21 protein-coding genes are annotated in these 21,997 nt (G+C 60.7%); 8 read left to right on the forward strand and 13 right to left on the reverse strand.

Translation table 11 applies throughout. The features are described from left to right. Positions 1-10 precede the first annotated feature (10 nt). From DAUD_RS06305 to DAUD_RS06315, 3 genes are all read left to right on the forward strand, one after another. A complete protein-coding gene (locus DAUD_RS06305; RefSeq protein WP_166485133.1) occupies positions 11-364 on the forward strand; it encodes a DUF5658 family protein in 354 nt (117 codons plus the stop codon). Continuing rightward, on the forward strand, positions 343-561 hold the full coding sequence (locus DAUD_RS06310) for a hypothetical protein (RefSeq protein WP_166485134.1): 219 nt from the start codon (positions 343-345) through the stop codon (positions 559-561). Before DAUD_RS06305 ends, DAUD_RS06310 begins: the two co-directional genes overlap by 22 nt. 72 nt (positions 562-633) lie before the next feature. Continuing rightward, positions 634-1,062 (forward strand): hypothetical protein, encoded by a 429-nt coding sequence (locus tag DAUD_RS06315; protein ID WP_041570857.1) that lies wholly within the window; start codon positions 634-636, stop codon positions 1,060-1,062. A gap of 52 nt (positions 1,063-1,114) precedes the next feature. Here DAUD_RS06315 and DAUD_RS06320 read toward each other — a convergent pair whose 3' ends face one another. The 9 genes from DAUD_RS06320 to DAUD_RS06360 all read right to left on the reverse strand — a co-directional run bounded on the left by DAUD_RS06320 (position 1,115) and on the right by DAUD_RS06360 (position 10,585). Beyond that, positions 1,115-2,713 carry an FAD-binding protein gene (locus DAUD_RS06320; protein ID WP_012302345.1) on the reverse strand — a complete coding sequence of 533 codons (1,599 nt, stop codon included), beginning with the start codon at positions 2,711-2,713 and terminating at the stop codon, positions 1,115-1,117. Between the two features lie 14 nt (positions 2,714-2,727). Then, entirely contained in the window at positions 2,728-3,411 is a 684-nt protein-coding gene (locus DAUD_RS06325) for a 4Fe-4S dicluster domain-containing protein (RefSeq protein ID WP_012302346.1), read from the reverse strand. Between the two features lie 22 nt (positions 3,412-3,433). Next, a complete protein-coding gene (locus tag DAUD_RS06330; protein WP_012302347.1) occupies positions 3,434-4,282 on the reverse strand; it encodes a CoB--CoM heterodisulfide reductase iron-sulfur subunit B family protein in 849 nt (282 codons plus the stop codon). A 10-nt stretch (positions 4,283-4,292) separates the two neighbouring features. Next, positions 4,293-4,673, reverse strand: a complete 381-nt coding sequence (locus DAUD_RS06335; protein ID WP_041570858.1) for a 4Fe-4S dicluster domain-containing protein — start codon at positions 4,671-4,673, stop codon at positions 4,293-4,295. 182 nt (positions 4,674-4,855) lie between these two features. Next, positions 4,856-5,416, reverse strand: a complete 561-nt coding sequence (locus tag DAUD_RS06340; RefSeq protein ID WP_012302349.1) for a Fe-S-containing hydro-lyase — start codon at positions 5,414-5,416, stop codon at positions 4,856-4,858. Positions 5,417-5,459: 43 nt separating this feature from the next. Next, on the reverse strand, positions 5,460-6,302 hold the full coding sequence (locus DAUD_RS06345; RefSeq protein WP_166485135.1) for a fumarate hydratase: 843 nt from the start codon (positions 6,300-6,302) through the stop codon (positions 5,460-5,462). A gap of 91 nt (positions 6,303-6,393) precedes the next feature. Beyond that, positions 6,394-8,382 (reverse strand): TRAP transporter permease, encoded by a 1,989-nt coding sequence (locus DAUD_RS06350; RefSeq protein ID WP_012302351.1) that lies wholly within the window; start codon positions 8,380-8,382, stop codon positions 6,394-6,396. Positions 8,383-8,534: 152 nt separating this feature from the next. Continuing rightward, positions 8,535-9,566 carry a TAXI family TRAP transporter solute-binding subunit gene (locus DAUD_RS06355; RefSeq protein ID WP_200858699.1) on the reverse strand — a complete coding sequence of 344 codons (1,032 nt, stop codon included), beginning with the start codon at positions 9,564-9,566 and terminating at the stop codon, positions 8,535-8,537. Between the two features lie 344 nt (positions 9,567-9,910). Then, entirely contained in the window at positions 9,911-10,585 is a 675-nt protein-coding gene (locus DAUD_RS06360) for a response regulator (protein ID WP_012302353.1), read from the reverse strand. A gap of 188 nt (positions 10,586-10,773) precedes the next feature. Here DAUD_RS06360 and DAUD_RS06365 point away from each other — a divergent pair, with 188 nt between their 5' ends. The 3 genes from DAUD_RS06365 to DAUD_RS06375 are packed head-to-tail and all read left to right on the forward strand — an operon-like array spanning position 10,774 to position 14,483. Further along, positions 10,774-11,988 (forward strand): hypothetical protein, encoded by a 1,215-nt coding sequence (locus tag DAUD_RS06365; RefSeq protein WP_012302354.1) that lies wholly within the window; start codon positions 10,774-10,776, stop codon positions 11,986-11,988. Next, positions 11,985-13,223 carry an ATP-binding protein gene (locus DAUD_RS06370; RefSeq protein ID WP_012302355.1) on the forward strand — a complete coding sequence of 413 codons (1,239 nt, stop codon included), beginning with the start codon at positions 11,985-11,987 and terminating at the stop codon, positions 13,221-13,223. The genes DAUD_RS06365 and DAUD_RS06370 overlap by 4 nt, the downstream gene beginning before the upstream one ends. Before the next feature lie 12 nt (positions 13,224-13,235). Next, positions 13,236-14,483, forward strand: coding sequence for a vWA domain-containing protein (locus DAUD_RS06375; protein WP_012302356.1), 1,248 nt, complete (start codon positions 13,236-13,238; stop codon positions 14,481-14,483). Between the two features lie 28 nt (positions 14,484-14,511). Here the strand turns inward: DAUD_RS06375 and DAUD_RS06380 are convergent, their stop codons facing one another. After that, on the reverse strand, positions 14,512-15,276 hold the full coding sequence (locus DAUD_RS06380; protein WP_012302357.1) for a carbohydrate deacetylase: 765 nt from the start codon (positions 15,274-15,276) through the stop codon (positions 14,512-14,514). Positions 15,277-15,396: 120 nt separating this feature from the next. Continuing rightward, positions 15,397-15,570 (reverse strand): hypothetical protein, encoded by a 174-nt coding sequence (locus DAUD_RS12465; RefSeq protein WP_012302358.1) that lies wholly within the window; start codon positions 15,568-15,570, stop codon positions 15,397-15,399. Positions 15,571-15,683: 113 nt separating this feature from the next. Here DAUD_RS12465 and DAUD_RS06385 point away from each other — a divergent pair, with 113 nt between their 5' ends. Together DAUD_RS06385 and DAUD_RS06390 are read left to right on the forward strand one after the other, a co-directional pair. Then, entirely contained in the window at positions 15,684-16,634 is a 951-nt protein-coding gene (locus DAUD_RS06385) for a hypothetical protein (RefSeq protein ID WP_012302359.1), read from the forward strand. Between the two features lie 235 nt (positions 16,635-16,869). Then, complete coding sequence (locus DAUD_RS06390; RefSeq protein ID WP_012302360.1) at positions 16,870-18,546, forward strand: Na/Pi cotransporter family protein; 1,677 nt, start codon at positions 16,870-16,872, stop codon at positions 18,544-18,546. Here DAUD_RS06390 and DAUD_RS06395 read toward each other — a convergent pair. Further along, positions 18,543-19,610, reverse strand: coding sequence for a tetraprenyl-beta-curcumene synthase family protein (locus DAUD_RS06395; protein WP_242647833.1), 1,068 nt, complete (start codon positions 19,608-19,610; stop codon positions 18,543-18,545). The two genes, DAUD_RS06390 and DAUD_RS06395, sit on opposite strands and share 4 nt — an antisense overlap. Before the next feature lie 315 nt (positions 19,611-19,925). Then, a complete protein-coding gene (feoB, locus tag DAUD_RS06400; protein WP_012302362.1) occupies positions 19,926-21,995 on the reverse strand; it encodes a ferrous iron transport protein B in 2,070 nt (689 codons plus the stop codon). Between the last annotated feature and the right edge of the window lie 2 nt (positions 21,996-21,997).

Here is a 21,997-nt window from a genome sequence, read left to right on the forward strand (position 1 = left end):
CTGATATAGCGTGAAATTCTCACGTTTGTTTCACCGGGCTGCCAAGCTCATCCGGCCGCCGGAGCGCCGGCTGCCGGTTTTCATCATTGCTATTTGGGCGCTGACGCTTGCCGACGTGGCGCTCACACATCACGGTCTTCAGATTGGTGCCATCTGCGAGGGTAATCCCATCCTGGCCGCACTTTTTGACATCTCCCCCGCCCTTGCCGCAGCCTCCGTCTTGCTCTACGTGGGCTTGGCGTGCGTCGCATTGTGGTGGGCACGGAACAAAGTTGTCTGGCTGCCGGCGGCCGTGCGGGTGATCGTTGTTGTCAAGGTGGTTGTGCTGGGAGCCCACGCACTGTGGGCTTTTCGTATTGTTTGAAACTCTCCGGTTTTCTCTGCAAAATGTTCCTGGAACTCCAAAAGGAACGGGTATTTGAACGTAGAAGCATTGGAAAAAGCGGACGTAACCGGTTCGATGAGGGGTTGCTGCGGCGGTGGCGCCGAATGAACGACCGCATGCGGGAGATCGGCGTCGAAGCCTACTACCACGAGCAGAAGAAAAGCCCGCGCTACTGATGGCACGGGAACGCGAGGGTCTGAAACGGAAACCTTGGAGTAGAAATGTCCAGAAAAAGAGGTGTCTTGCCCATGCAGCCCAAAAACAGCTTGCTTCAGGCCGCGGAGAAGTGGTATGGAGGTCCGGCGGTCAAGGAAATCCTGGCCCGGACACTTCCCCGGGACGGCCTGTTCGCCTGGTACGAAGCATCCCGGATTCAGCAGCTGGACGGGTCGTTTCTGGCCAAATATTACGTCTGCACCCGCGCCAAGCTCCTGGTTCTGTCCGTATCGGCCTTGCAGTTCGAACTGCGCACCTATTCCCTGGCGGCTCTGCAGAAGATGACCGCCAGGATCCCCTTCTCCGCCGGACACCGTGCAGTGTGGCCGCGGACCGAGTTCAACTGCCGCTTCCTGGTCGGTTCCGAGTCGGAACTGGTGCAAGTCGATTTTCCAGAGCGCGACGCTGAACTGCCCGGCTACTTTTCAATTGTCGAACTCCTGCTTGATCACGGCGGCTGATCTCCGATTCCCGCTCTGACTCATGCGGCCCGGCCTAACTGGGGCCGTTTTGCTATCCACTGATTTTGCCGCGATAATCAGGCAGTAATATCGGCGCCACCCGTTGACCCAATCCTTGTTTTTTCAATTCTTCATTGAACCGCTTCGTATGATCCAAGGTCAATTTGCCCAGTTTGACGGTCTTCGCTTTTTCGGCGGCATTTTTCCCGGCCCGCCGGCCGAAAACGATTATGTCCAGCAGCGAGTTGCCCATTAAACGGTTACGGCCATGTACCCCGCCGGATGCCTCTCCGGCGACATACAGGTTGGGTACTTCGGATTCCGCATTCTCATTGATCAGCACTCCGCCGTTTTGATAATGCAGGGTCGGGTAAACGATGATCGGCATCTCAGCCATATTGATGCCGAATCGTATGTACTGCCGGAACATGGCCGGCAGTTCTTTTTCGATGGTCCCCTTGCCATGGATGATTTCGATCATGGGTGAATCAAGCCATACTCCGTAACCGCTGGGAACACTGATCCCCTTCCGGCGTTCCCGGCATTCCCTGATAATGGCTGAAGACACCGCGTCTCTGGTTTCCAGGGGGTAGATGAACTGTTCCCCGTCAATATTGACCAGTTGGGCACCCAGGCCGCGTACCTTTTCCGTAACCAACTGGCCCACTATTTGTTCCGGAAATGCCACCCCCGTGGGATGGAACTGCGTGGCATCCAGGAAAATAAGCCTGGCGCCAGCACGGTAAGCGATCACCAGTCCGTCCGCTGTTGCCCCATAGTGATTGGTGGTGGGAGAGTCATTGATATGCAGGCGCCCGGAACCGCCGGTGGCGATAATCACCGTCTTGGCCCTGACAACCTGGTATTGCCCGGTTTCCAGGTTGTAAAGAACGGCTCCGGCACATTGACCGTGGTCGTCCGTTAACAATTCCACGGCGGGCGAAAATTCCACGACCTTGATGCCCCGGTTACGGGCCTCATCCCTCAATGTACGCATTATTTCCGCACCGGTGTAGTCATGTGCAAAATGCATCCGTTTTCGGGAGGTGCCCCCACCGTGGATGCTGTTCATTGTACCATCGGGATCTTTGCTGAACATGCAGCCCAGGCTTTCCAACCATTGAATGCACAGCGGCGCATCGGTGACCAGGGCCCGCACCAGTTCAGGGATATTCGTAAAGCCGCCGCCCCCCATGGCGTCCAGGTAGTGAATGGCTGGCGAATCGTTCTCCTTGTCAGCGGCCTGAATCCCCCCTTCGGCCATCATGGTATTGGCATCGCCATGGCGCAGTTTGGTGGCCAGGAGAACATCGGCGCCCCCCTCGGCGGCGAGCAGAGCGGCGGCCGTGCCGGCACCGCCGCCGCCGATAACCAGCACATCGACATCGTAATCGATCGTATCCAGCGATAGGCCGTCAACATCCACCATGGAGCGGCTTTCCAGAAGGTCAACGTGTGCGTGCGGCATTTTTTCCCCGGCATTGGGTCCGACTCTGACCGGCCGCATGGAGCCTTCCATATAGTCCGGGTGGTAAGATCGCAAGATATTAGCTTTTTCTTCGGCCGTCAATCGCGGGAAGGATTCTTTCAGGCGTCTCTCCCTGGTCTGTTCCACGGTCTTGATCAAACCGAGCATTTCCGGTGTGTACATGTGGCAACCTTCCTTTATTGTTCGATATCCCGGGCGTCATAGAGTTTTTGAAGCTCTTCCTTATCCATTCGCATCAGCCTGTTAAGCTCGTCATCAAACTTTCCGGCTTTAATCTCTTCCACCCGTTTCGCCAGATGCTGGGCCGGAGGAACAAGATGCCGGGCGTAAAGCCTGCGTGCCAGAATACCGACGTTATACTGTACGATTTCGGCCGGGCACCGGGAAGCGCACAGGCCGCACATGATGCAATCGAAAGACTGGTGCGCCGTTTTCTCGATGTCTCCGCGCTGGGCGGCGGCGATATAATCCATAACGGACAGTCCCTGTGGGCAGATCCTGGTGCACTGGTTGCAGCCCAGGCAGCGTGTCACCTCCGGATAATGCTGAAGCAACGTGCCCAAGGTGGGTTTGAGCGCCTGTAGATCATAAGCAGCCCTGTTGGCGGGATAAAACGGTATTTGGGTGAGGTGCATCCCTTCCTCCACCATGGTGGCGCAGGCCAGTCCCACTTTCAGGCGGAAATTGCCGGGTGTCCGGTAGACGGTGCCACAGGCGCCGCAGAAGCCGCCCCGACAGCCGCAACCCCGGATAAACCGGTAACCGGCGAATTCCATGGCTTTCATAATGGTTACGCCACGGGGAACTTCATATTGTTTGCCCATGATATATATACTTACCATTTTCGTCTCCCCGGTCATGCTCCGGCCTCCTTATTGTACCTTATGCTTCCCGCAACAGCGGTTTGGGGTCGCCATCCTGACCGGCCAACCCCAGCCTATCTATGGGTATCTCCAGGGCTATACCCAAAAGCTGTGTAAAATACAGGACCGGGATCTTTGAGCGATTTTCGGCTTCACCGAACGTATCGAGATTGAATCGGCACAGCGGACAACTGGTGATTATCACCTGGGAACCGCATAACGAGGCGGCCTTGAAAATATCCTTCACTCTGCCGGCAACCAACTCATGTTCGTTCAATACCTGGTATGAACCGCAGCATTTTGTCTTGCCGGGAAAATCAACAGGTTCGGCACCCAACGCTTCCACGAATTCTTCCATGATGGTCGGATTCTCGGGCGCTCCGAAATCCATCTCCCTGGCGGGCCGCGACAGCATACAGCCGTAGTAGCACGCCACTTTCACGCCTTTCAGTCTCTCGCCGACCCGGTTCCTCAAGGCGTCAAACCCAACCTCATCGCGCAGAAGCTCCAGGGGGTGCAGCAGACTGAGCCCACCGTCATAATCCTCTTCAAGATACTCTTTCAGTTTGGTTCTGGCTTCGTCGTTGTTCTTGATCGCGAAATTGACCCGCTTCAGAACATGGTAGCAGAAGGAACACACCGTCACCAGCCGGCCGTCTCCTTGTTTGGCGGCGTTGGACAAAATACGAGCGGAGGCCACCATCCCCATATAGTTGTTTTGGGCCAGCGGAAATACCGTGCCGCAGCAGGTCCATTCAGGCAGCTCAGCCAATTCCACACCCAGAGCAGCCAGCGCGGCCCGGGTGGAATCGTCCAACTCCTTAGCCTTCACGTGTAAAGTACATCCCGGAAAATACGGAATACCCATGGTAAACCTCTTATGCACTGAGTTTGCGAAACGCGCTGGTCAAGGCCATTTGGGGAATCTCGGCCAGGAATTCCGCCGCGAGGTCCTCCGGCGCCAGCACACCATCGCCCCGGCGTAAGTTAATCGTTCTTAACGCTTCCATCACGCGGGCGATATCAATGCCCCGGGGACACCTGGCCGTACAAGTCAGGCAGGTGGTGCACATCCAGATTGACCGGTTGTCCAACACCTGCGCGTTGCCAAACTGAATCAAACGCATAACCTGCCTGGGCAGCATATCCATTATCCCTCTTCCGGTACAGCCGGCACTGCAGAGTCCACACTGCATACAAAGGAATGGATTTTGCCCGCTTATCTCTTTGACTTGCAAGGTCATTTCAACCCTGGTCATTTCACGGCTACCCCTCGTTCGGTAGTACTGGGCACCGAAGGCCAAAAGCCCTTGTCCGACCCTAACCCGGATAAACGGGAATTCAGAATCCAGAATGGACAACCAAAAACCCGAATCAGAATAATGCCAGAATCTGCCTCACCTATCGTCCGGCCTCGGACCAAAAACACCAGACTCCCAGATCACTTGTTGACGGCATATTGCCGCCGGCCTTCGCGGTACAGGTCGCCGCCATGGATGTCATTGATCACCACCGCCGGAAAGTCGACAACAATCAGTTCGTGAACGGCCTCTGGCCCCAGTTCCGGATAAGCGACCACCCTGGCTGCCTGTACGCACCTGGAAAGCAGAGCGCCAGCGCCGCCCACCGCCCCGAAATACACCGCCCGGTACTCTTTCAGGGCCGTGATCACCTCCGGAGACCGGAAGCCCTTGCCGATCATGCCTTTCAGGCCCTGGGCCAACAGGGCGGGCGTGTAGGAATCCAAGCGTCCGGCCGTGGTGGGCCCGCAGGCGCCGATCACCCGGCCCGGACGGGCCGGCGACGGCCCGACATAGTACACCACCTGGCCGTTCAAATCCACGGGCAATGGGACACCCTGTTCGATGAGCGCCACCAGCTTTTTGTGGGCCGCGTCCCGCGCCGTCAACAGTGTGCCACTCAAACGCACCCGGTCGCCGGCCCGCAACTCGGCCACCAGTTCATCGGTCAACGGAAGCGTGATGCGTCTGGGATCGGACATTCCAAAAACCCTCCTCGCGGGGTCGGCCGTCCCGGAACCAGCACTAGAGCACGGCCGTCTTGTGCCGCACCGCGTGGCAGTTCAGGTTCACGGCCACCGGCAGCATGGCGATGTGGGTGGGATAGGTCGAAAGGTGTACGGCCAGGACCGTGACGCGGCCGCCGAGTCCCATCGGGCCGATGCCCAACTCGTTCAGGAAAACGCGGAGGTTTTCCTCCAGTTCGGCCAGTTCGGCGACGGGGTTTCTGGTCCCCAGCGGACGGAGCAGCGCCTCCTTGGCCAGCAGGGCCGCTTTTTCCATCGTGCCCCCGAGGCCCACGCCCACCACCAGCGGGGGACAGGGGTTCGGCCCGGCGGACGACACTGTCTCCAGGATGAACCGCTTCACCCCGTCCAGCCCCTCGGCAGGCTTAAGCATTTTGAGGGCGCTCATGTTCTCGCTGCCAGCGCCTTTCGGCATCACCGATATCTTCAGCCGGTCGCCCGGAACCAGCCGCCAATGGATCACCGGCGGGCTGTTGTCGCCCGTGTTGACCCGGTTCAGCGGGTCGGCCACCACCGACTTGCGCAGGTAACCCTGCTCGTAGCCCTCCCTCACTCCCCGAACCACGGCTTCCTCCAGGCTGCCGCCCACAATCCGCAAGTCCTGACCGACCTCCACAAAGACCACGGCGATACCGGTGTCCTGGCAGAGTGGAATCTCTTCACGGACCGCAATCCGGGCGTTTTCGAGGAGCTGTCCCAAGACGTCCTTTCCGGTGGGTGAGACTTCTTCCTGGCGGGCTCCTTCAAGGGCAGCGACCACGTCCGGTTCGAGTACATAGTTTGCTTCCCGGCAGAGACGGGAGGTTGCTTCAACAACTTTTTCACAGTCCAGGGTGCGCACTAGTACATCCTTCTTTATCTGGCTATTGGGTATCGACGACACTGAACTATTTTAACCCGGGGGACCGACCGCCAGCCGGCCCCACCGCAGCTTACCCCGCCACGGCCGGCGCGCCCGGCGCTTGGTCGTTCCGCCGCCGGTAGTACCGCTGGTAGAAGAACAGCCCGGCTAGTACGGCTAAGCCCGCACCGCCCAGGTACAGGTTCGGAGAAACCAGGCTTACCGCCGTCACGAACATCACTACCGCCAGCGGCACGTTCAGCCGGCCGAAGTAGAAGCGTTGCGCCGCGCAGGAGAGGGCGATGATGCCAATCAGAGCGGTGAACGAGTGCAGGATCAGTTTCAGCAGGTTGTCGTGGGTCAAAATCTCCGGAGCGTAGAAAAACATGAACGGCACAATGTACGCGGCGATTCCCAACCGGAAGGAGGTGACCGATGTTTTCATCGGGTCCGAACCGCTAATGCCGGACGCGGCGTACGCCGCCAGCGCCACCGGGGGTGTAATCGCCGAAACACAGGCGAAATAGAAGATGAAGAAGTGGGCCACCAGGGGCGTTATCCCGAGCTGGATCAGGCCCGGGGCCACCACCGAAGCGGCCACCGCGTAGGCGGCCGTGGTCGGCAGGCCCATCCCCAGGACAATGGAGATGCCCATTGCAAAAACAAGCGCCAGGAACTGGTTGGTATCGGCGATGCCCAGAATGACCGACGCGAACTTCATGCCGACCCCGGTGAGGGCGATTACCCCCATAATGATGCCGGCCCCCGCGCACACGGCCATGAGTTGTACTGCGTTTTTGGCACCGGTTTCAAGCGCTTTCAAGACTTTGGACGGTCCCATGGCCGTCGACCGACTGAACCAACTCACCAACAGGCTGCTGACAATGGCCCAGAACCCGGCCATGACCACCGACCGCCCCATTAAGAGCATCACGAACAAGATCAGCACGGGCAGGAACAGGTAGCCCTGTCTCATCACCGACCGGAACGAGGGGAGCATATGCCTGGGAAAACCGACCAGCTTGAGCTTTATCGCCTCCAGGTCGACCATGAAATATACCGAGATGAAGTAGAGCAACGCCGGAATGATCCCGGCGATTATAAGGTGCTGGAAGGGGATTCCGGTCAGCTCCGCCATGATGAAGATGCCGGCCCCCATCACCGGCGGCATGATCTGCCCGCCGGTGGAAGCTACCGCCTCGGTAGCGGCGGCAAACCGCGGCGAATACCCGACCTTGCGCATCAGCGGGATGGTGAAGCTGCCCGTGGCCACGGCATTGCCCGCCGAGGTGCCGTTCATGGTGCCCATCAGGGCGCTGGCGATAACGGCCACCTTGGCCGGCCCGCCGCGGGCGTGCCCGCTGACCGAGAACGCCCACTTCACAAAGTACCGGCCCACGCCGGACACCTGCAAGAAAGCGCCGAAAATAATGAACAGGATGATGTACTTGGAAGAAATGGCCAGGGGAACGCTGAACACGCCGTCGAGGCTGTAGATGTAGGTGAAAAACCGCTCCATGGAGTACCCGCGGTGCTGGAGCATGCCGGGCAGGTACGGACCCAGAAAGGCGTAAGCGATGAATACGCTGCACAGGATGGGTAGCGCCCAGCCGCTGGCCCGCCGCACCAGTTCCAGAACCAGGAGCACGCCGATCAGGGCTACGTAGAAGTCCATTTTGGTGGGTACCACCCCAGCGCGCCAAAGCAGCGCCTGGAAATGGTGGACGATGTACCAACCGCACACCAGCAGCAGGACCACAAACACCCAGTCCAGCCAGTGCACCCGTTCCTTAGCCTTGCTCCAACCCGGAATGAGGATGAAACCCAGGACCCCAAGCAACACCAGATGGTAGTTGCGAAATAACCACGGGTCTATCGGGTGAAACACAAGGACAACGAGGTGAAAACCGGCGGCGAAGATGGCCCAGACCGCAACCAACCTGGCCAGCCATCCGCTCAGCCGGCGGTGGCCTGAGGAATCGAGGGCCTCGATCTGGTCAAAGTCGATTTGATCCGTGATTTTCCCCGACCCGGATTGCGGGCCTGGATCAACTGGTTCGTGCTGTTTGCCCTGGGTCATGGCAGTCTCCTTTCTGGGTTGGGACTTCAGTTAAGGGGCTCTCGCCGCCGTGAGGCGGGCGAGAGCCCGCTGCCGTGCTCTCCGTGACCGGTTGAACCGCCGGAAAGACTCCAATCGCCACCGCGTGGCAAAAGGACCCGTCTCAGGTATGCTTACTTCTTATACTCCGCCGGGTAGACTTCCGCCGGCAGTTCGATGCCGATTTCCTCGTAGTACTTGATGGCTCCAGGATGCATCGGCAACCAGGTGTTCTTGACCACGTTCTCCGCCAGCGTCTCCTTGGCGGCCGGGTGCGCCGTGATCATCATCTCCCGGTTCTCGAATACACCCTTGACGATCTCATAAACCAGATCATCTGGCAGGTCTTTGTGGGCGATGGCCATGTTCCACATTTCGATCGTCTGCACGTCTTCGGTCAGGAAGTCGTACGCACCGGCCGGAATGACCGACGGGCTCCAGAAGGGCCACTCGGCGCAGACCTTATCCCGGGCCTCGCCGTCCACCCCGAAGAGAACCAATTCCTTCTGCGCCGCCGCCTCCATCACGCTCGAAACCGGAATGCCAGCCGCAAAGCTGTTCGCGTCCAACTGCCCGTCCTGGTGCTGGGCCACCAGGTCGCCGATACCGGCGTGCCGCACGGTGGCGTTAATTCCCAGCAACTCCAGGATGCGCGGATGGTAGGTTCCGGCCGTGCCGCCGGCTGGGCCGACGCCGACTCTCTTGCCCGCCAGGTCGGTGATGGATCTGATGCCAGAATCCTTGAAGGCCCACCACTGGGAGTAAGTGGTGTACATCGGGAAAATCGCCCGTACGTTGGTCATCTTGACCCCTTGCGTCCAGTCGCCTTCACCGTTCCAGCCTTCGAAGGCTGGACCCATGGTCACCATACCCAGTTCCAGGTCACCGTTATGCACTAACTGCATATTGTGGTTCGGACCACCGGTCACCTCCACGGCGGTGGGAATCCCCGTGACTTTCTCAATGACTTGGCTCCAGCCGCCGGCATACAGGTAATAAGTGCCGCCGATGGATGCGGCGCCGATGGTCATGGAAGTCGGCCACGGCTTCTTCTCCTCTTGGGGTGCGGGTGCCGGCGCCTTCCCACCGCCGCAGCCGGCCGCCACAGCCAGCCCCAGCACGAACACTACGGTCACTATCCAGGCTAGAATTCTCCTCTTTTTCAACAATACGAAATCCCCCTCTCTTTTTTCTTGGTGCTCAGAAAACCACGGACTACCCCCCGCCGCCAATTCCCCTGGTAAATGCACGCCCTCACTACGGATGAATCTTTGCGCTGTTCACCCCCCAATCCGAAAAACGGCAAGTATTGAGAAAGCGGGATAAGGACTATAGAACCGACCAGGAATTAGGTTTATTTTCAACTCAACCTTCATTAATCTCTGATAATCTTCATTAGCGTATCTTATTCAGAGTCTTTTGGCCAATAACCGAACACCTTTTCAAATTCTAATTTATCTAAACGAGGGTGGACAATATTATGCTCATTTTGTTGTTTTTATTCATTAGGTCAAACAAGTCGGTACTTGGTGGTCGGGCGCCCGATTGAGCCGTATTCAAGATCGGGGCGCGCCAAGCCGTTGCGGGCCAGGTACTCCAAGTACCGTCGCGCGGTAGCCCGGGAGAAGCCGATACCGCGGGCGACTTCCTCCGCTGAAACACCGGCGATATTTTCACCCAGAAACAGCACCACCTGTTCCATGGTCAACCGGTGCAGGCCCTTTGGGAGCTTGTCCGCCGGCAGGTTCGGAAAACGCCGAAACACGTGGTCGTCGACCCACGCCTGGTTCACCGCCTGCTTGCCGCACAGCGTCACGTACATTGCGGCGTAGGACTCGACGGAGCTTTTGAGCCTGTGCCGGCGGTACGGCTTGATGATGTAGTCGAAGATCCCGAGTCGCAAGGCCTGCTCCAAGGTACCGGCGTCTTCCGCACCGGTCACCACGATAACGTCCACCGGCAGTCCCTGCCGCCGGATCTCCCGGAGCAGTTCCAGCCCATCCGCACCGGACAGTTTTAGTTCGAGGAGCAATAGAACCGTCTCATCGCCGCACAACACCTCCAGCGCCGATCGGGCGGAGACTGTGCTGAGCACGACCATACACCCGGGAACCAGGCTTAAGACATCCTCATGCGCCTCTAGCATCACCGGATCACTGTCCAGGACTACAGCCTTCAGGATCACCGCCCCCCACCGCCTCAAAAAAAACTTTATGCCGTGTAATTATTTAGACACGATACCTTCTTCATCCTCCCGTAAAGGGGTGGAATGTATCGCCGGCGCCTGCGGTGTTCTTCCAAATCGCCACAAAAATTTGCAAACTTGTATAGTTTGACAACCCCTGGATAATACAATAATAAAGGTGTTGCCTTATGGTGGAAGCCCCACACGTCGCCGCGGTATTGCGTTCTTTCACGGCAAGCCCGAGTCTCTGGCTGCAGCATCTGGCCCTGGGACACCCGTGCTGCAGTCCCGAACTGCTGCTCAGGACGGGGTCCGGGCCGGATTTCCAACTCCGGGGCTTGCTCTTGCGGCACCCCCGGTGCCCCGCGGACATCCTCTCCGATTTTAGCACCCACAAGAACCACCGTTACCGGGAAAACGTGGCCAGCAATCCAAACTGCCCCGGCTCGGTGCTTGCCGGTCTGGCCCGGGATGCCGAACAGGCCGTGCGGGCGGCGGTGGCCGCCAACCGGTCCGCACCGCCGGCGGTGCTGGAAAGCTTGAGTCGCGATTCCAGTCCCTGGGTGGTGGCGAAGACCGCCGCCAACCCGGCCACACCGCCGGGAACGCTGGCCAGGCTGGTCGGCGATGGAAACGGCGCCTACTGGTGCTCCCTGGCCGCGAACCCCGCCTGTCCCCAAGTGATACTGATCCAATTGGCCCGTTCGGGTTCGCCCGACGTGCAAGGCCGGGTGGCCGCTAATCCGGCGGCCGGAACCGCGCTCCTGATCTGGTTGTTGGCTGGAGCTTCCGGGCCGCACCGGCCCGCCAATGAAACGGAAGTCCTGCAGGGGACAGCGGGAAACCCCAACTGCCCGGGTTATCTGCTCACCGCGTTCTCCCGGCATCCGCAGGCGGCCGTCCGCCGGGCGGTCCCCCGGAATCCGGCCTGCGGGACCGTGCTCCTCAGGGTCCTGGCAAGCGATACTGACGCCCTGGTCCGGGAGGGGGTCGCCCAGCATCCCCGCACCCCGGTTGTCGTCCTCTCCCGGCTCGCTTCCGACCAGGCAGTGGGCGTACGGTTCGGCGTGGCCCGGAACCGGACCACACCCAGCGACCTGCTGGAGCGCCTGGCGCAGGATCCCGACAGCCGGGTGCGTGACGCGCTGACCGACAACCCCGCGTGCCCGCTCCCCGCCCTCACCAGGCTGCTCACCGACCCGTACCGGACCGTCCGGCTGAAGACGCTCCTGCACCCGAACTGCTCCGCCGTGCCGGTCCGGGAAACGGCCCTGAAAATCTGCAATTCTCCGGCCGGGAAGAACATACCGGCTGTTTTGCGGGATCTGGCCCATCACCCCGGGTTTCCGCCACATCTCAAAACAATGATCGCCTGTGACAAAATGAGGGGGTTGCCCTGTTGACCGAACTGTCGGGTGTACTGAAGCCCTCGGCGGCCAAGAGATTGCTTTATTTTATCAACCACACCGATGCCAAACGGAGCACGCTGCTGCTCGGCCCACCGGGAATCGGCAAAAGCATCCTGGTCCGGGAAGTGGCGGAGGAAACCGCGCGTGCCGCCGGCCTTACCTTTCTGGAATATCGGCGGCAGAACCTGCGCACGGCGGACCTGGAGGAGATATTTGCCCACCCCGACCGGTACTTTGTGTTCGTCGACCTGCGCCTGACCGAAACCGAACCGGTCGACCTGCTGGGCCGCCCAGCGACCATCAGCATCAGGGAGCGGCGGCAACTGGTGTACCATCCGCCGCAGTGGGCGGTCCTGCTGGCCGAAGTCCCGGGAATCCTGTTCCTGGACGAGCTTACCAACGTCCAGCGACCTGATGTGCTGGCTGCGGCCTACAAACTTATCCAGGACCGGGCCGCCGGTTTTGTCGGGTTCGGTCCGGGCGTGCACGTGATCGCCGCCGGGAACCGGCCGGAGGACAGTGTTCTGGCCAACCCGCTGCCCGCTCCCCTTCTGAACCGTGTCTACCAGATCACGGTCGAGCCGCCGCGAATCGAACAGTGGATGCGCTGGATGAACACCAACCATCCCGGCGGCCACAACCATGTCTTCGCCTATCTCCAGCGCTTCCCACAGGACTTTTGCCGGGTTCCCGCGGAGGGAGAAACTTTGGAGAGCTACCCCACACCGCGGAGTTACACGAGCCTGGCCCGTGACCTGCCGGCGGCGATTGAAGCCGGCCTAGACCGCCCGGCGTTGCGTGCCCTGTGCATCGCCGCTCTGGGCCGCGAGGTCGGGCAGAAGTTCTTTACCTTTCTGGAGTACAACGTGCCCGCTTACGAAACTTTCATCAAAAACCCGGCCGTCTTCGCCGCCCTGGACGTCGACCAGCGTTACATCGGCGTGGTGGTGGTGGGACAGGGACTGGCGGCTACGGTCACGGCCGCGTCCGGCGGCGTTGCCGGAGACGACATTATGGAGGCCCGGGCGGCGCTCCGGCCCCACGTGACCAACTGCATCCCGCTCCTGGACGTGATGGCCGGGCAGAGCCGCGAGTACCTGACCCTGCTCTGGTACCTGATTGCGAGCCGCCTGAGTCACCCGTGGAACGATGCCCTTTTCCTGGAAATGTGCGCCCAGTCCGAACCGGTCATGCAGGCCTACGCCGCGATCGGTGAGCTGCTGGGATAGCGGGTGAGCCCAATGGATGACACGCAGGCCATGCGCCGTGAGCTGGACGACTTGAAGGCGCTCCTGTTCCTGAAAACGCCCTACCTGGCCCTCTTGTTGAGCAAAATGCGCATCGCCGTCAGTCACGCCGTGCGCACCGTGCTGGCCACGCCCAATGGGGAGACGATCGTGAACCCGGATTTCTGGGGCAAGCTCCGCAACCGGGAAGAAAAGACCTTCGTCCTGGTGCACGAGGCCCTACACCTGGCTTTTCGCCATCCTTGGACGGTCCAGGGGCGCGACCGGGCGTTATTCAACGTTGCGGCCGACGTGGTGGTCAACGAGATGCTCTTCCGGCACGGCTACCACGAGGCCGCCGGCAATCCGGTGACCGCCCCGATGGTCAGGGAAATGCTGTGGGCTCGAAATGTACCCATCACCGTTGAGGAATTGCGCCGCGCCTCCAGCGATGAGATTTACCGCCTGCTGGTGTCCGCCAGGGCCCAGGATACCGCGGAGCAAATGCTCAATGACGCCCCCCGGGATCTCAATCCCGAGGAAAGCGAACCGCCGGATACGGAAAAAGAGATCGTCCAGGAGGGTTCGCAGGGGCCGGGCGAAGACCCGGAGGAATACTGGCGGGCGACAGTGGTGGAAGCCGTGGTGGTGGCCCAGGCGGCGGGGACTTCCCCGGGTGAACTCCAGCGGGTCGTGGAGGAGTCCCTTAAACCGCGGGTGAACTGGCGCAGCCAACTGAAAAACGGACTGCGTGATGCCGTGGGCCGCACCGTGGTGTGCACCTGGGAACGGCCGTCACGGCGCTATGCCACCTTTCCGGGGATCAAGAGGTTGGGGGTGCAAACGGTCTGGGCCCTCGTGGACTGCTCTGGTTCAATCACCGAACGGGCACTGGCCCAGTTCGTGGCCGAGGTCTGGGCTCTGTCCCGGGTTTTCCGGTGCGAACTGCGGGTACTGCCTTGGGACGCCGCCGCCTACCCGGAAATCAGGGTGTACACTCCCGGACAGGTGCAGGCGCGGGTTGTCTCGGGGCTTTGGGGCGGGGGCGGCACGCTGCTGGCCCCGGCACTGCGCCGGCTGCAACGGCGGATGCGGGCCCAGGACGTGGTGGTGATCATTTCCGACGGGCATATCGGCGACCTGGAGAACGCCGAAACTTTAAGGCTTTACCGGATGGTGTCCCGGAAAGCAGCCGGCCTGATTTTCCTAACCAGCGACCGGTACCCGGACCTCCCCCACACCCGGGTGATCGACTTCCGCTAGCCGGGAGCGGCCGAGCCGGGAGGCGTCATTACCGGACCCGGCAAACTGAGTAGTTGCAGAGGGTAACGCCCTCGGATTTTAACCAGTCGCGGGTCTCCGGGGCGCACAGAATGGCCAGTTCTTTCTGCCGTTCGCCAACGTAGGAACTCCTCGTCTGCAGGGCGACATCGGCGAAACCGGGATGGGTCATGAGTTCCACGACCTGATGACCGTTGTCCCGAGCCCCCAGGATCATTTGGTACAGGTTTTCGCGGGAAACCGCCGGGCCTATCCATTCGCCGCAGAAATGATCCGGGGTAGCCACGCCCCGCTCCCGGATCCGCTCGCGCATAGCCGGGTCCAGGTGACGCACCGGGAGGTCGTAGCGGTGGGCGACGGTGATCAGGGCTTCCAGCACTACCGGGTAGCGCTGAATGTGGTGGTGGGTGTCCAGATGGCTGATCGATACCCCGCCGGCCAGCACCTTTTCAATTTGCGCTTCAAATTCCCTTTCAATATCCAGTGGGTTGATATCAAGTTCGGCATAACGGCTCGGGCGATGGAAAAAACCGTGCTCGTCAACCAGTGAAGGAATCCGGCCCGAAGGCAGGAGCGGCCGTCCCGCTGAGATGCACAGGTGTACTCCAGTGCAGGGAATGAGACCGCTCCGCAGGTACTGAATCGCGGCGTCGGTACCGTCCTGGTTAACCATCAAGCTGGTACTGCTCACGATTCCGCGCCGCATACAGAGCAGTATCGCCTGGTTCACACCGGCTGTGACTCCAAGATCATCAGCGTTGATAATCAAGTTCATGGCCCATACTCCCTCACCTGATCTAGCCTGATTATATCATCAACAGCAAAAGTCTACTCGCACAAAGCGGCACCCGGGGGAAACCCCGGGTGCCGCGGCAGCCCTTGATGAGACTTAAAGCTACGTCCTTTTGTTGATCGTAGGGCGGATCAAGTCCAGCAAAGCCAGTACTACGGCGGCCACCCCGAAACCGAGCACTCCGGCACCCAGCAGGCCGCCGACCAAGAACCAACCGGCAAGCGCGATGACCGCCCCGGCGATCAGGATGATCCAGGTAAGCGTCGTGCCTTCCATCTTTCACCAGACACCTCCTAAAAATACTTGGTTGTCAACATTAGATTAACCGGATGCCCACATTTTAAATCGGAATGTATAATGAAGGCTAAGAACGTAAGGGAGGCGGTTCGATGTTAAACCCCGTTGATCCGGTAACCGAAATAAGAACGCACCTGCGCGCCGCGCGCGACCGCAGCTACAGTGAAGGCGAGGTGCACTTGACCGGCGGCGCGGTAAGGTTTACGGTCGACACCACCCCGCTGCGGGTGCTCGTATCTTCCGGGCCCTTGGGGGGAATCGACGCCCTCGGCGTGGAACTCCTGGATGCCGTGCGCCGTATTCTGGGCAATCCGCCCGACGCCGTGTTCACCCGTGGGAAAAGCGGCGAGGAGAATCTGAGTTACTGCGGGGTGTGGGGTAACCCGGCCCTGACTTTTCAGGATGATCTTTTCGACTTGGTACCGGAGATTTACGCCGTCGATCACCGGGTGGTGCTGATCTCACCGCGCCTCCGCTCCTACCTGGTGCCCAGCCACCCCGAGGACTGGCCGCCGGGTCAGGTCGAATTATGGTCCAGTTTCTGGACACTCAGACTGGAAAGCCCGGAAACCCGAGAGCGTATCGACTTTTTCAGTCACCCCGACACCTGGACGTATTTTGAACTCCTGAGCGGCAAACTGGCTTCGCTTACGGCCGGTAACCTGACGGAAGGGACTTCCACGGGCGAAAGGAAGGTCGCTTTATTGTACCGGGCGGCCGCGCTCACTGGATACTACCTGTACCACCTAGAACACCGAGAGCCTTTTGACCTGCGCAGTGTTGATTTCTCCCGGGTGATCGAGCAGATCCCGGAAAACTTGCGCTGGGAGAACATCCCCGAGCCGGTACTGCAGATCATAAACGAGGTGAACATGTCCGATATCCGCACCTCCGGAGAATTGTTCAGGCGTGCGGCGCTGATGCCTCCCGGCACCCTGGACGGCCTGCTGTTCAACGCCAACAAATGCGCAGCCCTGGGCCACACTACCGCCGCAGTGGCCCACAAGCTTGCGGCGAGCCTATCCGAAGGCCCGCCCTGTTGACGCCATGTTGTGTAAGTACATAATATAGCAAACTGATTGACCAGTTGACGGGGCCCGAATTAATGGATAGAATGCTTAGAATACGGATTCATGGCAGATTAGCACGGCCAGGCAGCCACCTCCAGGCTGGGGGGATCTTGGGGAATACCCCTACCCGTCAATCGGTTTTTAAGGCCTTTGTCGGGGCTGCCCTTTGTGCGTTATTTCACATCAAGGGAAGGGAGAGTGTTCTTCAGTGTGGCTCACGGTGATTTTCGGCTTGCTGGGCGGCATGGGGCTATTGCTTTACGGCATGTACGTGCTGCGTGAAGGTTTGCAGAAGATCGCCGGCCACAAACTGCGGAACATCCTGAGCTCCCTGACCCAGAACCGGTTCGTCGGCCTCTCCGTCGGGGCAGCCGTAACCATCCTGTTTCAGAGCAGCACGGCCACCACTGTGCTCCTGGTCGGCTTGGCGAGCGCCGGGGTCATGTCGCTCAGACAAACCCTGCCGGTAATCCTGGGCGCCGATATCGGCACGACGGTAACCGCCCAACTGATCGCCCTCAAGGTGACCGAAATCTCCCTCCCGATCGTGGGCCTGGGTGCCACCATCATTTTCTTCACCAAGCGTGACCGCTACCGGAGAATCGGCCAGGTGCTCCTGGGCTTCGGCCTTCTGTTCCTCGGCCTCAAGGTGATGGGCGACGCGATGTACCCCTTGCGCGATGAGCCCTTTTTTGTCAGTCTTCTGGCCACCATGAGCGACTTCCCCCTCCTGGCCATCCTCGCCGCTGCGCTCTTCACCTTCCTGATCCACAGCAGCGCCGCTGCAGTCGGTATCATCATGCTTATGGCCATACAGGATCTGGTCACCCTAAAAGCCGCCATCTACCTCCTGTTCGGAGCCAACATCGGCACCTCCTTCACCGCGGTGCTGTCCAGCCTGGGCTCGTCAAGAGAGGCACAGCGGGTGGCCATCGCCCACCTCCTGTTCAAAGTGGCGGGTGTGCTCCTGTTCCTGCCGTTCGTGAACCAGTTCGCCCACCTGATGGTGCTCATCACGGGCTCCACTGCCGGTCAGGTGGCAAACGTGCACACCTTCTTCAACCTGACGATCGCACTCCTGTTCCTGCCCTTCACCGGGCAGTTCGCCGCCTTTTTGAACCGGATCCGCCCCGACGAGGAGACCTGCGCCCTGGACATGCGGCCCAAGTACCTTGACCAGGAAATCATCATCTCCAGCCCGTCGCTCGCCCTTGGGCTGGCCACCCGCGAGATCGTCCGGGTGTTCGACCTGGTGCACAACATGACCTCGAACGCCAACCAGGTATTCGAGAAAAACGACCGGGATCTTCTGGACACCATCCTTTACACCGAAGAGAAGGTCGACAACCTGTCCCGGGCGACCAAGACCTACCTGGCCAACGTGCTGCGCCAGCCGCTCTCCCGGCAGGAGTTCGGCCGGGCTATGGGCTTGATTCACATCATCACCGACCTGGAACACATCGGCGACATCATCGAAAAGAGCATCGCCCACCTGGCCGAGTGCAAGATATACGGAGGCTGTGACTTCTCGGAGTCGGGCTGGGAAGAACTGACGATCATGCACCAGCGGGTGTGCAACCTGATGGAGAAGACCCAGACCGCGCTGGTCACGGGCAACGCCAACCTGGCCCGGCTGGCGGTGCAACTGCAGCCCAAGATCGTGTCTATGGAACGGAGCCTGCGGCAGTTCCACATCCATCGGCTCCGGATCGGGGTGCAGAAGTCCGAGGCCACAAGCTCCATACACCTGGACCTGATCAACGCCTACCTGCGCATCAGCGAACACGTACGGAATATTGCGCTGGCCATCGCAGAAGAGGTGCTCGGGGAAGTGGCGACGGAGGAGAGCGCGGCGGGCGTGTCCGACCAGGTCGCGGATTCCTAAACCACGCCGACCCGGCGCAAGGCCCGGCACACACGGTGCATCAACCGGGCGTCCGTCCCGGCGCCGGCGAACAGCATTCTGGATACGGGCTCTAAACCCTGCCGGCGCACCTTCGGGTCGGAGAGGTAGAGCGCCAGCAGACCTTTTACCACCGTGCGGTGGAAAAGCGGCCGCTTCAACCTTGACACCCGTTCCAGGCTCTCAGCCAGGAAATGCCGCAGACGGCGGCCGCACGTCTCGGGATCGGGGTAGTAAAAGCAGAAGTTCAGGTCCCCGCCCTGCCGGTCCTCCTCCTGGTCGATGAAGTAGTCCAGCAGGATGTGCAGGCCGCACACGTACGGAAAGTAGGCCTTAACCAGGGCGTTCACCTCCCGCCGCTCAAGTTCCGGCCGGGTGGCGGACGCCAGGAGGCCGAAAATGCCCAGCGTGGACCCGGCGGCGGCCGCGAATTCCCACCATTCAATGCCCGGGTAACGACCGCGGTGGCGGTTGAACCAGGAAATCAGCAGCGGCTCCCGCGCCCAGAGTTCAGTGTGCTTGTACACCTGCAGGTCGCAGTATAGTTCGGCCAGCCTGAGCACGTCATCCCGGACCAGCCGGTAGGCAGGCAGGTCAGCCGTCACCCCGCGGCATACCTCCACCAGGGAACGCAGGTAACCACCGTCTCCGCCGAAGGGGTAGAGTTGGTAAAAGTCCGGGACCTCCCGCTCGTCGTCAACGGCACACAGGAAGGCTTCGTGGAGCATGCGGAAGGCGTGCCGGTCGTAACAGCCGGCCCGGTCGCAGAGATTGTCCAGGTAGTCACTGATGGTCTGCAGGGCGACAATCAGCCGGACCAGGTCCCGCCGGTATCCACCGGCCGTAAGGGCAAAAACGCTCCCTCCCTGGGCGTGAAAACGCTTCAGGCGTATGCTGGAGGCCGCCTGCCGGGCCAGTTCGCTTTCGGGGCACTCGCTGATCTTAGCCTGCCAGCGGGCGAGTTCGCGGTCCACGTCGGGGAGCACCAAGGTCAGAAAACGGCCGATGAATGCCATTTGCGCTGGTAATTTCCGGGCTACCGACACGCCGACCCCTCCCGGCAAAGAACCTCACCTTAGTCTTCCGTACCGCACCAGGGAATATGCCTGTCCGAACCCATGATACCAGTTCCGGGAACATCCGGCAAAACCCAGCCGACCGCCTCCCGGAAAAGCTCATTTCCCCTGAAAGACGCCGAAAACCTGTGGGTTTTGCTCCACCACGTCCAGAAAATGTTTGACCCGTCGGAGGTTTTCTGCGCTGATGAAGTGCTTGATGCCTTCCACCACTTTTTCGCTCGCGTCCTGTAACCCAATCACCTCCAAGAGCCTATTCAGCAGAAGATGCCTTTAGCCCCAAAACTAGCCAAGGCCGAGGAGAATCCCCAGGCGGTGGGCGATAAAAGTCAGCAGCACGGCCCAGGACAGCGGTAGCAGCATCGCCCAGGCGGTCCACCGGGCGCTGCGGGTTTCCCGGTAGATCATCACCCCCGTATAGGCGCAGGGCATGCACAGCATGTAGAACAGCAGGAAATTGAAAGCCGTCAGTGTGGACCAGTTGGCGGCGAGCACCTCTTCGATCAGGACCGATCCGGATAAATCGGCCGCCAGGCCGTTGGTGATGGCCAGGGAGCCGATCACGATCTCCTTGGCCGGGAAAGCAAACAGAATGGCGGTCAGGATGCCCCCGTCCAGCCCCAAGAAACGGCCGGCCGGTTCCAGGCCGGCGCTCATGCGGCCGGTCAGAGTGTGCTCAAAGCCTCCCCCGGCCGGGTAATTGCTCATGAACCAGATCAGGACCGTGATGGGTGCGGCCACGGAAGCGGCGCGCACGAGCACGTGGAGCACTCGTTCCCGTAGGGTGCGCATTACGACCCGGCCGAACTGCGGCTTCCGGTAGGGCGGGAGTTCCATCGCGAAGCTCGGGGACCGCCCTTTCAGCACCGTGCGGCTCAACAGCAGCGTACTCGCCATTACCGTGCCCATGCTGATCAGGAACAGGGCGCCGACCACCAGGATGCCGGCGACCCCGAAAAACAGAATTGACAGCGGCAGAATAATCCCGATCCGCCCGTTGCACGGGATCAGGCTGTTCGTGATCACGGCCATCAGGCGGTGATTTCCCTCCAGGATCCGGGCGGACATTACGCCCGGAATGTTGCAGCCGTAACCCATCATGCAGGTCAGGCAGTGTTTTCCCTGCGAACCAACGGCCTGCATCGGCCGGTCCATGTTAAACGCGATGCGGGGGATGAACCCGCTGTCCTCCAGCAGCGCGAACAATATAAAAAAAATGGCCATGGTGGGCAGCATCACCGCGATAACCGTTCCGACGCCGACGATCAGCCCTTCCACGAGGGGTCCGGAAATCCAGTAAGGGGCGTTCACCGTGAGCATGAACGCGGCCGCCGCACCGGCAAACCAGACGAAGAACGCTTCCAGCGCCTCGCTCAGGGGTTCGGCGCCGAACATGGTGATACTGAGGATCGCGCCCAGGGCCGCCAGCATCACCGGGAAGGAGAACCACCGGTGGGTCACGATTTCGTCAACCCGCTGGGTCAAATCCGGAGCTTCCCGGCCGGGTTTCCGGACCACCTTGCGGGCAACCCGTTGGGCAAACGCGTACCGTTCCCAGGCCAGGTCGGTGTCCAGGTCCCCCTGGTACGCAGCCCTGATCAGGGCCGACTCCCGCTTCAACTCTTCCCGCCGCGCTGGGTCCAATTCGTCCAGCGCCTCCGTGTTTCCCCGCAACAGCTGTCCGGCCAGCCAGCGCCGCGGGGGCCCCTCTGCCGCCCCGTCCGGCAGGCCGCAGGCGGCGAGCGCCCGTTCCACCCGTCGGAACGCCTCTTCAACCGCCGGTCCGTAGAAATCACGTCTGGGCGGGGGGTGGTGCCCGCGGGCCAGATCGACAGCCCGCAGCACCAGTTCATCCAGACCCCTCCGCCGCGCCGCGGCGGTGGCCACGACCGGCACTCCCAGAAGGCGGGAAAGCCCGGCGGTGTCGATGATCAGGCCGCCTTGTTCGGCGGCGTCGATCATGTTGACGGCCACCAGCACCCGGTCGTGGATTTCCAGGCACTGCAGCACGAAGTACAGCGTCCGCTCCAGGTTGGTGGCGTCCACCATTGCGATCACCGCGTCGGCCTCGCCGCTCAGCAGGTACTCCCGGGCGATGACCTCGTCCTGCGAGGTGGACAAGAGGCTGTAAGTGCCCGGCAAGTCGACCAGCCGCAGGTACTCGTTCCGGTATCTCCGGAAGCCCTCGGCCCGCGCCACCGTTTTGCCGGGCCAGTTCCCCACATACTGTCGCAAACCGGTCAGTTCGTTAAAAAGCGTGCTCTTGCCGATATTGGGGTTTCCGGCCAGAGCGATGGAGAGCGAGTGCCGCCGTCCGGAGGCGTGCGCTTCCTCCCGGACCTGAGGGTCGCGCAAGA

Origin of the sequence: Candidatus Desulforudis audaxviator MP104C, assembly GCF_000018425.1 — a bacterium.
GTDB lineage: Bacteria > Bacillota > Desulfotomaculia > Desulfotomaculales > Desulforudaceae > Desulforudis > Desulforudis audaxviator.